Here is a 14,788-nt window from a genome sequence, read left to right as displayed (position 1 = left end):
CCGGGGCCGCCACCGCGCCCGACGCCGGGACGGCACGGGCCGCCGCGTCGAGCCCCGAGCCGGCGGTCACGGTGACCCCGACCCCGACCCCCTCGGTCGACCCTGCCCGTTCGGTTCCCGCCGAGATCCCGGGTGCCACGCGCCTCCGGACCTGCTCGGTCACCGGGGCCGCGTCCGACGCCCGTCTCGCCCAGTTCGAGGGCAGCGTGGTCAACGCCGCCACGGGCGAGGTCCTCTTCGACCGCAACGGTTCGACCCCGGCTCGCACGGGCAGCGTGTTGAAGACCCTGACGAGCGCGGTCGCCCTGTCGGTCCTCGGGCCCGACGCGCGTCTCACGACCCGGGTGACCGGCGACGCCGGGACGGGTGCCGTGTCCCTGGTCGGCGGCGGTGACGCCACGCTCAGCGCCACCGGCTCGAGCGTGTACGCCGGGGCCCCCACGGTGGCCGACCTCGCGACCCAGGTGAAGGCGTCGCTCGGCGAGCAGCCCCTCACGCAGATCACGCTCGACGCCACCTTCTGGAACCCCTCCGACAAGTGGGACCCGTCCTGGAAGCGCACCGAGCAGACCATCGGGTACCACTCCGAGGTCACCGCGCTCATGGTCGACGGCGACCGGGCGAACCCTGCGGCCCAGACGAGTCCGCGCAGCACCGACCCCGTCGCCCGTGCCGGCGACGCCTTCCGCTCCGCGCTCGTCGCCGCGGGCGTCGTCGGCGCCGACTCCGCCACCATGACCCAGGGCGCCGCCACGAGCGGCACCGTGATCGCCCAGGTGTCGTCCCAGCCGGTCGGCCGCCTGATCTCGCAGCTGCTGCCGACCTCTGACAACACCCTCGCCGAGATGCTCGCTCGCGTCTCGTCGAAGGCGTCCGGTGCCGACGGGTCGGCCGCGTCGCTCACCGCCCTCTACAAGTCCGTGCTCTCGTCGACCTATGGTCTCGACACGTCCTCGCTCACGATCATCGACGGGTCCGGCCTGAGCGAGAACGACGCCGTGCCCTCGACCTTCGTCGCGCGCCTGATGATCCAGGTCCTGAACCGCGAGCACGGCCTCGGCGTCGTCTACGACGCGCTGCCGGTGTCGGGCAAGACGGGCACGCTCGCCTCCCGGTTCACGGGCGCGAACGCCGTGGCCCGGGGTGCCGTGCACGCCAAGACCGGCTGGATCGACACGGCCTACACCCTGGCCGGCACGGTGGACGCGGCGGACGGCACGAAGCTCACCTTCGCCTTCTACGCGATCGGCTCCGTGCAGGACGACGCGCGGGCCGCCCTCGACACCCTGACGACGGCCGTCTACAACTGCGGCGACAACCTGGCCAACGGCTGAGGCGTGCCGCTGTCGGTGCGGCGCGCGAGAATGGTGGCATGACCAGAGCACTCTTCGTCATCGACGTCCAGAACGACTTCACCGAAGGAGGCGCGCTCGGGGTCACCGGCGGCGCCCACGTCGCGCAGGCGGTCACCGACCACCTCCGCGCCCATCGCGACCGGTACGACCTCGTCGTCGCCAGCCGCGACTGGCACGCGGCCGACGGCGACAACGGCGGCCACTTCAGCCTCGAGCCCGACTTCGTCGACTCGTGGCCGGTCCACTGCGTGAAGGGTTCGACCGGTGCCGACTACCACCCCGACCTCGACACCGCCCTCGTCGACGTCCACGTGCTCAAGGGCGACGGTCGGCCGGCCTATTCGTTGTTCGACGGGCTCGTCGACGACGGGCGACCGTTCGGTGACGTCCTCGCCGCGACGGGCGTCGACGAGGTCGACGTCGTCGGTCTGGCGACCGACCACTGCGTCCGGGCCTCGGCCCTCGACGCCGTCACCGCCGGGCTCGGGGTCACGGTGCTGACCGACCTCGTGGCGGGTGTGGCCCCGGCTCCGAGCGAGGCCGCCCTGGCCGAGCTGCGCGCGGCCGGCGTGCGCACGGTCCCGTCGTCCGACGTCGTCGACGGCTCGACCGGGGTCCCGGCGTGAGCCGCCCGGTCGTGACGGCCGCCGAGCGTCGTCGCGTGGTCGAGGCCGTGCCCACCGGCCTCTTCGTGGGGGGCTCGTGGGGCCCGTCGTCCTCCGGCGAGACGATCGACGTCGTCGACCCGGCCACGGGCGAGGTCCTGGTCGCGGTGGCCGACGCCACTCCCGCCGACGGCCTGCGGGCCCTCGACGCCGCGGTCGCCGCGCAAGAGGACTGGGCGGCCACGTCCCCCCGCCACCGCAGCGAGGTGTTGCGTAGCGCCTTCGACCTGCTGATGCAGCGGCGCGACGACTTCGCCCTCCTGATGACGCTCGAGATGGGCAAGCCGCTGGACGAGTCGCTCGGCGAGGTCACCTACGGCGGCGAGTTCCTCCGCTGGTTCTCCGAAGAGGCCGTGCGCGTCTCGGGTCGCTACGGCACCAACCCCGAGGGCACCGGCCGGACGACGGTGCTGCACCGCCCGGTGGGCCCCTGCCTGCTGATCACCCCCTGGAACTTCCCCCTCGCCATGGCGACCCGCAAGATCGCGCCCGCCCTCGCCGCCGGCTGCACGGTGGTCGTCAAGCCCGCCGAGCTGACCCCGCTCACCACGCTCGCCTTCGCCGCCCTGCTCGCCGAGGCGGGTGTTCCCGACGGGGTGGTGAACGTCGTGACGACCCTGTCGGCGAACGACGTGTGCGAGCCCCTGATCCGTGACCCGCGCCTCCGGAAGCTCAGCTTCACGGGGTCGACGCCGGTCGGTTCGACGCTGCTGACGCAGGCCTCCCAGCAGGTGTTGCGCACCTCGATGGAACTCGGGGGCAACGCGCCCTTCGTCGTCTTCGACGACGCCGACCTCGACGCCGCGGTCGAGGGCGCGATGCAGGCGAAGTTCCGCAACGTGGGCCAGGCCTGCACTGCCGCCAACCGGTTCATCGTGCACGAGTCGGTCGCCGACGAGTTCACCGCCCGGGTGGTCGAGCGCGTGCGAGGACTCCGGGTGGGCGCGGGGACCGACGACGGGGTCTCCGTGGGCCCGTTGATCGACGACCGGGCCGTCGACAAGGCCGACCGCCTGGTCCGCGACGCCGTCGCCCACGGCGCGGTGGTCGAGACCGGCGGCCACCCCGTCGACGGTCCGGGCACGTTCTTCGAGCCGACCGTCGTGTCGGGCGTCGCCCCCGGCAGCGAGATCCTGACGACCGAGATCTTCGGCCCCGTCCTGGCCGTCTCGACGTTCCGGGACGAGGCCGAGGGGGTCCGCCTCGCGAACGACACCGAGTTCGGGCTCGTCGCCTACGCCTTCACGCGGGACCTCGCCAGAGGGCAGCGGCTGGCCGAGCGGCTGCAGACCGGCATGCTCGGGCTGAACGTCGGCGTGGTGTCGAACGCCTCGGCCCCGTTCGGCGGCGTCAAGTCGTCGGGCCTCGGCCGCGAGGGCGGTGCCGAGGGCATCCACGAGTACCTCGAGACGGTCTACGTGCTCACCCCCGACCCGTTCGCCGCCGCATGAGCGCCCTCGAGCCGCTGCGCGTCGGCATCGTGGGCTACGGGCTCGCAGGACGGGTGTTCCACGGCGCGCTCCTGGCGGCGGACCCGGCCTGGCAGGTCGATGCCGTCGTCACGCGCGACCCCGACCGTGCGGGGCAGGCCGTCGCGGCGCATCCCGGTACCGAGGTCGTCGCAGACGTCGACGAGCTCTGGCGTCGTGAACTCGACCTGGTCGTCGTGGCCACCCCGAACGACACCCACGTCGAGACCGCGGTGCGTGCCCTGCGAGCCGGGGCCGCCGTGGTGGTCGACAAGCCGCTGGCGACCTCGGCCGACGACGCCCGCGGGCTCGTCGGGCTCGCCGAGTCGCTGGGGCGGCCGCTGACGGTCTACCAGAACCGGCGGTGGGACGGCGACTTCCTGACGGCGACGCGTCTCGCGGGGTCGGGTGAGCTGGGCGACGTGCACACGGTCGAGTCGCGTTTCGAGCCGTGGAAGCTCGAGAACCGCGTCGGCTGGAAACGTCGGGCCACACCCGCCGACGGTGGCGGCATCCTGTTCGACCTGGGCCCGCACCTCGTCGACCAGGTCATGCGCTTCCTGGGGCCGGTCCGGTCCGTCCATGCCGAGATCGCGACCCGCCGCCCCACCGGCTCGGCCGACGACGACGTGCATCTGTCGCTCGAGCACGACGGGGGTCGACGGTCGCGGCTCACGATGAGCCACGTCGCAGCCCTCCCCGGGCCGAGGTTCCGGGTGCTGGGGTCGGCCGGCGCGTACGAGGTGCACGGCCTCGACCCGCAAGAGGCCCAGCTGTCGTCCGGACTGCCGCCGGTCGATCCCACCTACGGGGTCGACGCGGGCGATCGTCGTGGTGTCGTCGTCACGGGCGGCACGCGTCGCGACGAGTCGACCGATCCGGGGCGCTATCCCGAGTTCTACTCCCGACTGGCCCGGGCGCTCCGAGGCGACGGCGACCTCCCGGTCGACCCCTGGGACGCGGTCCGGGCACTCGAGGTCATCGAGGCCGCCCGCCGTTCCGCGGGGGAGGGACGCGTGGTCCGCCTCTGAGCCGGTGGCTCGCGGCGAACGGCGAGCAGCCCGTCGGCGGCGAGCGGGGCGGCAGTCGACTCGACCCGGTCAGAGCCGCGTGGACCAGTCGACCGTCGCGAGCGTCGCCTCGACGTCGACCTCGGCGAGGGTCGACGGTGACCACCGGGGCCGGCGGTCCTTGTCGATCACGCGAGCCCGGATGCCCTCGACGAGATCCGGCGACGCGGCGAGCGAGGTGACGATGCCGAGTTCCTGCCCCAGCACGGCCTCGAGGTCGGGCAGTCGGGCCGCCCGCCTCTGGGCTTCGAGGGTCAGGACCACCGACGTGGGCGACGCCGCCACGAGGTCGTCGACCACGGCTCCGGCGTCGGCGAGACCTTCCTCGGCGAGCTCGTGCAGGCGGGACACGATCGTCCCGGCGTCGTCGCCGCGATAGGCGCGATCGATCCACCCGGCGGCATCCGCGAGCTCGGACGGCCCCGCCGTCGTGCCCAGCGCCCGCACTGCGTCGGGGCCGCCCTCGGCCAGTGCCGGCAGGACTCGAGTCAGCTCGGAGGACGGGACGAACAGGTCGGCGAAGCCCGTGTGCAGGGCATCGGCAGCCGTCATCGCGCGGCCCGTCAGGGCGAGGTGGGTACCGAGCTCGCCCGGGGCTCGCGACAGCAAGAAGCTCCCGCCCGCGTCGGGTGTCAGCCCGATGCGGGTCTCCGGCATGCCCACCGAGCTGCGTTCGGTGACGATGCGGAGCGTGACGTGACCGCCGAGTCCGATGCCGGCACCCATCGCGATGCCGTCGAGCAGCGACACGATCGGCTTCGACCAGCGCGACAGACGCAGCGTGCCACGGTACTCGCGCCGCCACATGTCCACGCTGCGCCGAGGGTCCGTCGTGGCGGCGGCGTGGATCCACGCGATGTCGCCCCCGGCACAGAACCCCCGTGGCCCGGCGCCCCGCAACAGCACCGCCGAGACCCGCGAATCGTCCTCCCAGGCGTCGAGCGCCTGCTCGACGAGCCCGAGCATCTCGAGCGTCACCGCGTTGATCTTCTCCGGGCGGTTGAGGGTGACGACACCGACCCCGCGCTCGACGTGGGTCAGGACCGCGGGGGCGACATCGCTCATCGGGCCATCGTCGCACGGTGTCGTGGCCGCGCCCCGTCGCGCGCGGAGCCCGGCCTCAGACGAGGAGTTGGTGCTTCGCCAGGTCCTTGTACAGCGGCGTCGTCCCCACCAGTTCGGAGTGGGTGCCCACACCGACCACCCGCCCGGCCTCGACGACGACGATCTGGTCGGAGTCGACCACGGTTGACAGCCGGTGGGCGATGACGATGAGCGTACGGTTCTCGGCCACCGCGTCGATCGCTTCGCGGAGGCGCTGCTCGTTGAGGCCGTCGAGGCTCGAGGTCGACTCGTCGAGCAGAAGGATCGGCGGCGCGTTGAGCAGCGTGCGGGCGATGGCCAGGCGCTGGCGCTCGCCTCCGGAGAGCATCACCCCGTCCTCGCCGACCTGGGCGTCGAGGCCCTGGTCGCCGCGTTCGAGGACGGCGGTGAGGTTCACGGCCTCGAGGACCCGACGGCAGTCGTCGTCCGTCGCCTCGGGCGAACCCAGGGTGAGGTTGTCGCGGATGGTGCCGGCGAGGACCGGGGCGTCCTGTTCGACGTAGCCGATGCGGGACCGCAGGTCGCGCCGGTCGAGGGTGCGCACGTCGGCGCCCCCCACGCGCACGGCACCCGAGGTCGGGTCGTAGAAACGCTCGATGAGCGACAGGATCGTGCTCTTCCCTGCTCCCGAGGGGCCGACGAGTGCCGTGCGCTTGCCGACGGGCACCGAGAAGCTCACGCCTCGCAACACCGTGAGGTCGTCGTCGGCGGGGCCTTCGCCCGAGACGTGGACCGGGTCGCCGGAGACCCGCGGGCCCCCCGTGGCCGGCCCGGCGGGGACCGGTGAGTCGGGGTAGCGGAAGTGCACGTCGTCGAACCGGACGGCGATGCCGTCGTCCGCCTCCAGACCACCGGCGCCCGCCTCACGGGTCGCGACCTCGGCCGCGAGGCGCTCGTCGCCGTCGGTCTCGCTCGGCAGGTCGAGGATCTCCTGGATCCGTCCGAGCGCCCCCAGGGCCTGGTTGACGCTGAGCACGGCGCCGAGAGCCTGGCCGAGCGGCATGATCATGAGGAAGAGGAAGAGCACGAACGAGATGAGCGAGGCGATCTCGATCGCACCGCTGGCCACCCGGTAACCTCCGACGCCGAGCACGACGAGGAAGGAGGCCTGGAGGGCGACGGACGAGATCGGCACGACCAGGGCCGAGATGCGCGCGACCTGCAGCCCCCGTCGGTAGGCGCCCTCGGCGTCTCGCTCGACGGCGACGATCTCGCGTTCGGTGGCGCCCGAGGCGCGGATCGTGCGGACCGAGCTGATGGCGCGTTCGACGGCGGCCGTCAGGTCACCCACCTTCTCCTGCGCCTGGCGGCTCGCCACGCGGATGCGTCCGGACAACAGCACGACGACCACGACCGAGACGGCGACGACGAGCACGGTCAGTCCGAGCAGAACGGGGTCGATCAGGAACATGCCGACCAGGGCGCCGACGAAGGTGAGGCTGCCACCGATCGCCTCGACGAGCCCCTGGGTGAGCACGGCCCGCAGCAGGGTGGTGTCCGAGCCGACCCGCGACACGAGGTCGCCCGTCCGGCGCGTGTCGAACTGGCTGACGGGCAACCGGAGCATGCGTCCGACGAGGCGACGGCGGCTCGACAGGACGACGCCCTCGCCGGTGCGCTGCAGCAGGTAGTGCTGGAACCCGCTGATCAGCCCGGCCACGACGACCAGCGCGACCAGGGCCCAGACGAGGGGACCGAGCGTCACGCCTTCCTGCACGGCCGAGATGACCTGCTGCACGAGCAACGGCTGACCGAGCGACGCCGCGGCACCCAGGACGCTGAGCACGATGATGACGGCCATGACCTTCTTGTGCTCGAACAGGTAGGGCAACAGCTGACGGAACGTGGCACGCGGACCCTCGGGCTGCGGACGGCGACCCCATCGCGACCGGGGCGCGGCCGGTGGGTCGACCCGCGCCTCCTTCCCGTCGGACGTCGTCGTGCGCGCGCGCGTGTCGGAGCTCATGATGCCTCTCGTGCCAGGTGACCGGCGTCGCGGGTGCGGCGGTCGGTGTCGCGGGCGGTGCCTCCGCCGACTACGACCGTACTTCGTCCCGGTGACATCCACCTGCGTCACCAGACCGGCCCGCGCCTCCGGTCAGGAGGCGCGGGCCGGCCGGCAGGGCACGTCGCGTCCGGTCAGCCGGCCGTGTCGTAGTCGACGTCGCGGGTCTCACGGCTGAGCACGAGCGCGATCAGGGTCAACACCGCCATCGAGGACAGGTAGAGACCCACGAGCCAGGTGCTGCCGCCCGCGGCCGTCCAGAGCGCGACGGCGATGAACGGGGCCACGGCGGCACCGAGGATGCTCGCGACGTTGTAGCTGATCGCCGAACCGGTGTAGCGCACGCTCGTGGGGAACAGCTCGGGCAGCACGGCCCCCATCGGTCCGAAGGTCAGCCCCATCAGGACGAAGCCGATGATGAGCAACGCCTGCGCGCCGAGGGCCCCCGCGGCGAACAGCGGGGCGAACGTGAAGCCGAAGACGAGGATGCCGGCCGTCACGCAGATGAGCATCGCGCGGCGACCGTACTTCTCGGCCAGGGGCCCCGACACGAGGGTGAAGACGCCGAAGAACACCACGCCGAGGATCAGCATCCAGAGGAACTGCGTCCGGGGGATGCCCAGGCCGGCCGGGTCGCCCGCGGCGTCGGCCGTCCCGAAGGTTAGCGTGAACGTCGTCATCAGGTAGAAGAGCGTGTAGGTCGCCAGCATGATGAACGTGCCGAGCAGCAGGGGGCGCCAGCTAGACCGGAACACGCGGGCGAGCGGGAGGGTCGCGACGTTGCCCGAGTCGACGACCTTCTGGAACGCCGGCGTCTCGATCAGCTTGAACCGGACGTAGAGGCCGATGATCACCAGCACCGCGCTCGCGAGGAACGGCAGGCGCCATCCCCAGGCCATGAACTGCTCCTCGGTGAGGGTCGTGTTCAGCAGCACGAAGAGCAGGTTGGCGATGATGAAGCCGATGGGCGCACCCAGCTGGGGGAACGTGCCGTAGATCGCACGGCGGTTCGCCGGGGCGTTCTCCGTCGCGAGCAACGCGGCACCGCTCCACTCGCCGCCGAGGCCCAGGCCCTGGCAGAAGCGCAGCACGACGAGGCAGGCCGGGCCGGCGACCGCCCAACCGGGCGTGGTGCCCGCCGGGATGCACCCGATCAGCACCGTGGCGATGCCCATCGTCAGCAGCGACGCCACGAGGGTGCCCTTGCGGCCGATGCGGTCGCCGAAGTGGCCGAAGACGATCGACCCGACGGGCCGGGCGATGAACGCGACGCCGAAGACCGCGAACGAGGCGAGGCGGGCCACGGCGGGGTCGTCGTTGGCGAAGAAGATGGTCGGGAAGACGAGCACCGCGGCGGTCGCGTAGACGTAGAAGTCGTAGAACTCGATCGAGGTGCCGATGAGGCTCGCGACGATGACGCGCGAACGCTTGTTGGTGGCGGGGACGGGCGACGTCGACGGGTCGACGGTGGGGGCAGACACGGGGGCACTCCGAGGCAGGGGTCGAGGTCCCGGCGGACGTCGACGACCGGGCGCATGGTGCGGCGCAACGGGTCGGACGGAGGCGCGGTGCAGGGATCTGCGGATCGCTCGGCCGGGTGAGACGGTGGCCGCTCGTGACAGCCGTCGTCCATCGTACTCCGGCGTGTACCCCGGTGGGGACGCACGTCGGGGCGGCGGGAGCGGGAGCCGCCGCGGGAGCGGGGGCCGCCGCGGACTCAGTCGTCGGAGCCGAGGTGGCCGGGCAGCTCGTGGCCCATGCGGTCGCGCTTCGTGTCGAGGTAGCCCTCGTTGAAGGCACCGACGCCGACGACGAGGGGCACCAGTTCGGTGACCTCGATGCCGTGCTCGCCGAGCTGACGCCGCTTCTCGGGGTTGTTGCTCAGCAGCCTGACGCGGCTGAGCCCGAGGTCGCGCAGCACGTCGGCCGCCGCCCCGTAGTCCCGGGCGTCCGCCGGCAGCCCCAGGGCGAGGTTGGCGTCCAGGGTGTCGAGTCCGTCCTCTTGCAGGCGGTAGGCCCGGAGCTTGTCGACGAGGCCGATGCCCCGACCCTCGTGTCCGCGCAGGTAGACGACGGCCCCGCCGTGGTCCCGGATGGTGTCGAGCGCGGCGTCGAGCTGCGGGCCGCACTCGCACTTGAGGGAGCCGAACGCCTCGCCGGTGAGGCACTCCGAGTGGACGCGCACGAGGGCACCGTCCGCCGGGGGGAGGCCGGCCGGGTCGCTCGCGATGATCGCCACGTGGTCGGCGCCGGTGAGGGTGTCGCGGTAGGCCCTCATGCGGAACGTGCCGTGACGGGTGGGGACCGTGGTCTCGACCTCGAACGACACCTGGGACGATGCGGCGGGCGTGGTGGTCATGCGGGGCTCCTGGGGGTGTCGCGGGCGACGACCACCAGGTCGTCGCCGAGGGGGTGCGCATCGGTGACGCGCAGTCGTCGTTGCCCGTCGATGTGGTCCACACCGAGGTCGTCGAGGGCCGTCCGGGGGCCGCCGAGCAGCGTGGGCGCGAGGTACACGACGTAGTCGTCGACGAGCCCGAGCCGGACGAACGCGCTGGCCACGGTCGGTCCGCCCTCGACGAACACGCTGCGGACCCCGCGGGCGCCGAGGTCGTCGAGCACGGCCTCGAGGTCGTGCGTCCCCGTCTCGACGATGTCGCGGGGGTGCCGACGCAGGGCGGCGTCGGCCGGCACGGTGCGCGTGCCGACGACGACGGGCAGGGGCTGGTCGGGGAGCAGTTCTCCGCCGTCGCCGCGGGCGGTCAGGCTGGGGTCGTCCGCCAACACGGTGCCCGTGCCCACCAGGATCGCGTCGTGGGCCGCTCGCTGCTCGTGAACGTGCTGCCGTGACGCCGTCCCGGTGATCCAGCGGCTGCTACCGTCGGACGCCGCCGTGCGACCGTCCAGGCTGGACGCCCACTTGAGCGTCACGAACGGTCGGCCCGTCCGGGCCGTCACCAACCAGCGGCGAGCCATCTCGGTGGCCTCGTCGGTGAGCACGCCGTCGACCACCTCGACGCCGGCGCGGCGCAGCCGCTCGGCCCCGCCCCCGGAGGACGCGCCGGGGTCGGCGACGGCGTGGACGACGCGGGAGACGCCCGCCTCGATCAAGGCGACGCTGCACGGACCGGTGCGGCCCACGTGGTCGCAGGGTTCGAGCGTGACGACGGCGGTCAGACCCCGCGCCTCGCCGGGGGAGAGGTGCGAGAGGGCGTCGACCTCGGCGTGTGGCGTGCCGGCGCCCCGGTGCCATCCCTCGGCCGCGACGCTGCCGTCGGGACGCAGGAGGACGCAACCGACCTGGGGGTTGACGCCGCGGGCCGGCCCACGTCGCGCGAGCGTGACGGCTCGGCGCATGGCGCGTTCGAGGACGTCGTGGTCGATCGGATCGATGCTCACTGTGCCTCCGGGACGGAACGGTCGCGCGCCGGGGCGTGCGCGGTGGGGGTAGGGCGGGCGACGCCGTCGACGGCATCGGTGAGGGAGTCAACGCCGTCGGCGACGGGGTATTCCGCGGAGCCGCCGGGACGGACCCCGGGGCGCCCCAGGTCGGGCCAACCGGCTCGCGCCGACCGCACGTCGCCCGGTCGCAGGCGGGCCTTCCAGCAGAGGGGGTGGCCTCCGTCGCGGTCCGGGTGGAGCCCCGGACCGACGCCCTGGTAGGTGAACCCCGTCCGGCGGGCGACGGCCGCGGAGGCGTCGTTGCCCACGTAGCCCTCCCAGAAGAGTTCTCGGAGCCCTCCGGCGCCGAACGCCCAGTCGGCCACCAGGCCGAGCGCCTCGGTCATCATCCCCTGACCCCGCGAGGCGGGGGCCGTCCAGAAGCCGACGTCGGACGACCGGAGCCGAACGCTGACCACACCCTCGAGCAGACCCGAACCCGGACGGCGCAGCCCCCAGGTGAACTCGCGTCCCGTCGCCCACCCGTCGTCCACGATGCGCCGCAGGAAGAACTCGGCGTCGGGCCGTCCGTACGGCACGGGCACCGTGGTGAAACGCTGCAGCGTCTCGTCGCGGCAGGCCTCGACGATGGCCGGCACGTCGGCCGCGCTCGGCACCCGCAACTCGAGGGTCGGCGACGCGAGCACGAACGGCAGCACGATCAGGCCTTGCGGACGAAGCCGATGCGGTCGTACACGGTGTCGATCGTGGCCTGGGCGATCTCGTTCGCCCGATCGGCGTTGACGGCGAGGATGCGGTCGAGCTCGGCCGGGTCGTCGAGGAGTTCGAGGGCTCGGGCGCGGACGGGCGCGAAGGTCTCGACGACGACCTCGGCCACGTCCTTCTTGAGGTCGCCGTAGCCGCGACCCGCGTAGCGCTCCTCGAGGTCGGCCACGCTGGCGCCCGAGAACGACGACAGGATGGTGAGCAGGTTGGAGACCCCCGCTTTGGTCCCGCGGTCGAAGCGGATCTCGCGCTCGGCGTCGGTGACCGCCGACTTGATCTTCTTGGCGGTGCGGCCCGGTTCGTCGAGCATCCACACGACTCCGGAGTCGGTGGCCGCCGACTTGCTCATCTTCGACTCGGGTGACTGCAGGTCGTAGATGCGCGCGGATTCTTTCTGGATCACCGCCTCGGGCACGACGAAGGTCTCGCCGAAACGGGAGTTGAACCGGGTGGCGAGGTCGCGGGTGAGCTCGACGTGCTGACGCTGGTCGTCTCCGACGGGAACCGTCTCGGCCTGGTAGAGCAGGATGTCGGCGGCCATCAGGGTCGGGTAGGCGAACAGGCCGAGCGAGGCCGCGTCGGACCCCTGCTTGGCCGCCTTGTCCTTGAACTGCGTCATGCGGCTGGCCTCGCCGAAGCCGGTCAGGGTGTTGAGCACCCAGGCCAACTGCGTGTGTGCCGGCACGTGCGACTGGATGAACAGCGTCGACTCCGCCGGGTCGATGCCCGCGGCGATGTACTGGGCGGCGGTGCCGCGGATCTGCGCACGCAACGCGGCGGGGTCTTGGGGGACGGTGATGGCGTGCAGGTCGACGACGCAGAACAGGGCGTCGTGCGTCGCCTGCAGCGATTTCCACTGCTGCAGGGCGCCGATGTAGTTGCCGACGTGGAGCGAGTCGGCGGACGGCTGCATGCCGGAGAAGAGACGGGGCTTGGTCATGAGGTCCTCGGTCGGGGTGGTGCGAGAAGAGAAGGGGTGGGACGCGGGTCAGAGCCGGTAGTCGACGACGACCGGGGCGTGGTCCGACCAGCGCTGGTCGTAGGCGGCCGCCCGGTCGACCACGTAGTGCTCGACGGTCTCGGCCAGCGCCGGGGTGGCCAGCTGGTAGTCGATGCGCCAACCGGCGTCGTTGTCGAAGGCCTGACCTCGCCAGGACCACCACGAATAGGGCCCCTCGACCTCGCCGGCGAAGCGTCGACCCACGTCGACCCACCCGAGGCCTTCTCCGCCGGTGCCGTCGACGGTCACGACCTGCTCGCCCGCGGGCCCCAGGAACCGGTCGAAGTACGACCGTTCGCGGGGGAGGAAACCGGCGCGCTTGACGTTGCCCTTCCAGTTCTTGATGTCGAGTTCGCGGTGGCCCACGTTGAGGTCGCCCGTCACCACCGAGAGCTCGTTGTGGGCGGCGAGCTCGGGGAGCCGCGCCGACATGGCGTCGAGGAACTTCCACTTCTCGTCCTGCTTGGGGGTGTCGACCTCGCCCGAGTGGACGTACGTGCTGACGACGGTCACCACGGTGCCGTCGATCTCGTAGTCGGCCTCGAGCCACCGCCCGGCGCTGTCGAAGTCGTCGGGGCCGAGCTCGACGCGGTGCACGTGGGCCTTGCCCCGGCTGGCGATGGCCACACCGGCCCGCCCCTTGGCGGTGGCCGGGTCGTGCACGACGTTCCACTCGGGGCCGAGCAGGCCCTCGAGGTCGTCGGTCGAGGCGCGCACCTCTTGGAGCGTGAGGACGTCCACGTCGCGAGCCGAGAGCCAGTCGCCCATGCCCTTGCGGAAGGCGGCACGGACGCCGTTGACGTTGACGGTGGCGAGACGGAGGCGCGTGGACATGGGCTCCAGACTAGCGGCGGGCACCGTCACCGGGGTCGTCCGGAGACCCCGTGCCCGGGGCGTCGGACGGGTCACCCCGCCGGACGGCCCGCAGCGACCGCGAGAGCAGCCCGCGGGCGCCGTCCACCAGACGACCGCCCCGCGACCGGGCCCGCGCCTCCTGGGCTCGCCGTTCCTCCTCGAGGCGCCGGAGGCGGGCCGCCTCCTGATGCGGGTCGGCGAGCACGCCGAGGTCGTCCATGCCGACGGCGATCCAGCCGGCGCTGAGCAGCAGGACCTGGCACAGCAGGTTGATCACGATCAACAGTCCGACGACGGCCGCGAACGAGGCGACCAGGGGGTTCGACCCCGTGGCGCGGAGCACGACGCCGCCGACCACGGTCAGCGAGACGAACCCGGCCGCTCCGAGCATCGCCCCCGCGAGCAGTCGACGGAAGGGGATGTGCAGCCCGGCCAACACGCGGAACAGGACGGCCAGCACCGCGGTCTCGAAGACGAACACGAGCACGATGCCGACCACGCGCAGGGTCGCCTCGCCCGCGATCGACCGGGTCGAGACGCCCACCCCGGACAACAGGCCCGAGACCGCCGTGGTGCTGAGCAGCGACAGCGTCGCCGACACGACGACCGCGGCCCCGAATGCGAGGGCCAGGCCGAGGTCGCGCACGATCAGTCGGCCGAGCGGCGTGACCGGTTGCGGTGCCCGGAACACGATGCGCACGCAGTCGCGCATGCTGCCGAGCAGCGTGACGGACGACACCAGCAGGCCGAGCAGGGCGACCGCGCCGGTCCAACCGAAGACCGACGCGTCGAGCAGCAACTCGGGGTCGACGACGCCCGTGCCGTCGACGTCCTGGATGAGCCCGGGGACGGCCGAGCGGATGAACACGATCAACTCGTCACGGAGCACCTGGTCGCCCGAGACGACGAACCCCGCGACCGAGAAGCCCACCCACAGGGCCGCGAACAGGGCGAAGAGCGCCTGGTAGGTCAACCCGGCGGCGAGCAGCGGCCCCTTCGCCGTGACGTGCCGCGCCAGCACCCGGGTCGGCCGCGACCCCACGACGCGTGAGCCGGCCCGCCGGGCGCGTCCGGACGGGCGTCCCGCCGCGGAGGCGC

Annotated in this window: 12 protein-coding genes and 1 pseudogene; 4 read left to right on the top strand and 9 right to left on the bottom strand. The window is 72.6% G+C overall.

The features are described 5' to 3' along the window. The 4 genes from dacB to IFT36_RS11450 form a co-directional block, all read left to right on the top strand. A partial coding sequence (gene dacB / locus IFT36_RS11465; RefSeq protein WP_200413182.1) for a D-alanyl-D-alanine carboxypeptidase/D-alanyl-D-alanine endopeptidase occupies positions 1-1,334 on the top strand: 1,334 nt, incomplete at its 5' end. Positions 1,335-1,372: 38 nt separating this feature from the next. Beyond that, a complete protein-coding gene (locus IFT36_RS11460; protein WP_056046441.1) occupies positions 1,373-1,981 on the top strand; it encodes an isochorismatase family protein in 609 nt (202 codons plus the stop codon). Continuing rightward, complete coding sequence (locus IFT36_RS11455; protein ID WP_369794387.1) at positions 1,978-3,471, top strand: NAD-dependent succinate-semialdehyde dehydrogenase; 1,494 nt, start codon at positions 1,978-1,980, stop codon at positions 3,469-3,471. The genes IFT36_RS11460 and IFT36_RS11455 overlap by 4 nt, the downstream gene beginning before the upstream one ends. Continuing rightward, positions 3,468-4,520, top strand: a complete 1,053-nt coding sequence (locus IFT36_RS11450) for a Gfo/Idh/MocA family oxidoreductase (protein WP_056046439.1) — start codon at positions 3,468-3,470, stop codon at positions 4,518-4,520. Before IFT36_RS11455 ends, IFT36_RS11450 begins: the two co-directional genes overlap by 4 nt. A 69-nt stretch (positions 4,521-4,589) precedes the next feature. Here the strand turns inward: IFT36_RS11450 and IFT36_RS11445 are convergent, their stop codons facing one another. The 9 genes and pseudogenes from IFT36_RS11445 to IFT36_RS11405 form a co-directional block, all read right to left on the bottom strand. Further along, positions 4,590-5,624: an enoyl-CoA hydratase/isomerase family protein gene (locus tag IFT36_RS11445; protein WP_056046437.1), complete on the bottom strand. Its 1,035-nt coding sequence runs from the start codon at positions 5,622-5,624 to the stop codon at positions 4,590-4,592. A 55-nt stretch (positions 5,625-5,679) separates the two neighbouring features. Continuing rightward, entirely contained in the window at positions 5,680-7,629 is a 1,950-nt protein-coding gene (locus IFT36_RS11440; RefSeq protein ID WP_056046435.1) for an ABC transporter ATP-binding protein, read from the bottom strand. A gap of 173 nt (positions 7,630-7,802) precedes the next feature. Next, a complete protein-coding gene (locus IFT36_RS11435; RefSeq protein WP_200413181.1) occupies positions 7,803-9,149 on the bottom strand; it encodes an MFS transporter in 1,347 nt (448 codons plus the stop codon). A 236-nt stretch (positions 9,150-9,385) separates the two neighbouring features. Next, positions 9,386-10,006, bottom strand: a pseudogene (gene ribA / locus IFT36_RS11430) (GTP cyclohydrolase II); the annotation flags it as partial. Positions 10,007-10,023: 17 nt separating this feature from the next. Next, a complete protein-coding gene (ribD, locus tag IFT36_RS11425) occupies positions 10,024-11,025 on the bottom strand; it encodes a bifunctional diaminohydroxyphosphoribosylaminopyrimidine deaminase/5-amino-6-(5-phosphoribosylamino)uracil reductase RibD (protein WP_159825525.1) in 1,002 nt (333 codons plus the stop codon). 38 nt (positions 11,026-11,063) lie between these two features. After that, the gene (locus IFT36_RS11420) at positions 11,064-11,768 is read right to left on the bottom strand and encodes a GNAT family N-acetyltransferase (protein ID WP_200413180.1); all 705 of its coding nucleotides are present in this window, start codon (positions 11,766-11,768) and stop codon (positions 11,064-11,066) included. 2 nt (positions 11,769-11,770) lie between these two features. Continuing rightward, the gene (gene trpS / locus IFT36_RS11415) at positions 11,771-12,775 is read right to left on the bottom strand and encodes a tryptophan--tRNA ligase (protein ID WP_200413179.1); all 1,005 of its coding nucleotides are present in this window, start codon (positions 12,773-12,775) and stop codon (positions 11,771-11,773) included. A 48-nt stretch (positions 12,776-12,823) separates the two neighbouring features. Further along, positions 12,824-13,669 carry an exodeoxyribonuclease III gene (locus tag IFT36_RS11410; protein WP_056046429.1) on the bottom strand — a complete coding sequence of 282 codons (846 nt, stop codon included), beginning with the start codon at positions 13,667-13,669 and terminating at the stop codon, positions 12,824-12,826. Positions 13,670-13,679: 10 nt separating this feature from the next. Continuing rightward, positions 13,680-14,788 (bottom strand): YihY/virulence factor BrkB family protein (locus tag IFT36_RS11405; protein WP_200413178.1); only part of this gene is annotated, 1,109 nt, incomplete at its 5' end.

The organism is Frigoribacterium sp. CFBP 13605 (genome assembly GCF_014839405.1).
Classification (GTDB): domain Bacteria; phylum Actinomycetota; class Actinomycetes; order Actinomycetales; family Microbacteriaceae; genus Frigoribacterium.
This window is presented reverse-complemented; position numbering and strand designations above follow the sequence as displayed.

Coding starts and splice junctions, on each gene's coding strand:
- IFT36_RS11460 (WP_056046441.1), top strand. CDS start 1,373: ATGACCAGAGCACTCTTCGTCATCGACGTCCAGAACGACTTCACCGAA.
- IFT36_RS11450 (WP_056046439.1), top strand. CDS start 3,468: ATGAGCGCCCTCGAGCCGCTGCGCGTCGGCATCGTGGGCTACGGGCTC.
- IFT36_RS11445 (WP_056046437.1), bottom strand. CDS start 5,624: ATGAGCGATGTCGCCCCCGCGGTCCTGACCCACGTCGAGCGCGGGGTC.
- IFT36_RS11440 (WP_056046435.1), bottom strand. CDS start 7,629: ATGAGCTCCGACACGCGCGCGCGCACGACGACGTCCGACGGGAAGGAG.
- ribD (WP_159825525.1), bottom strand. CDS start 11,025: ATGCGCCGAGCCGTCACGCTCGCGCGACGTGGGCCGGCCCGCGGCGTC.
- trpS (WP_200413179.1), bottom strand. CDS start 12,775: ATGACCAAGCCCCGTCTCTTCTCCGGCATGCAGCCGTCCGCCGACTCG.
- IFT36_RS11410 (WP_056046429.1), bottom strand. CDS start 13,669: ATGTCCACGCGCCTCCGTCTCGCCACCGTCAACGTCAACGGCGTCCGT.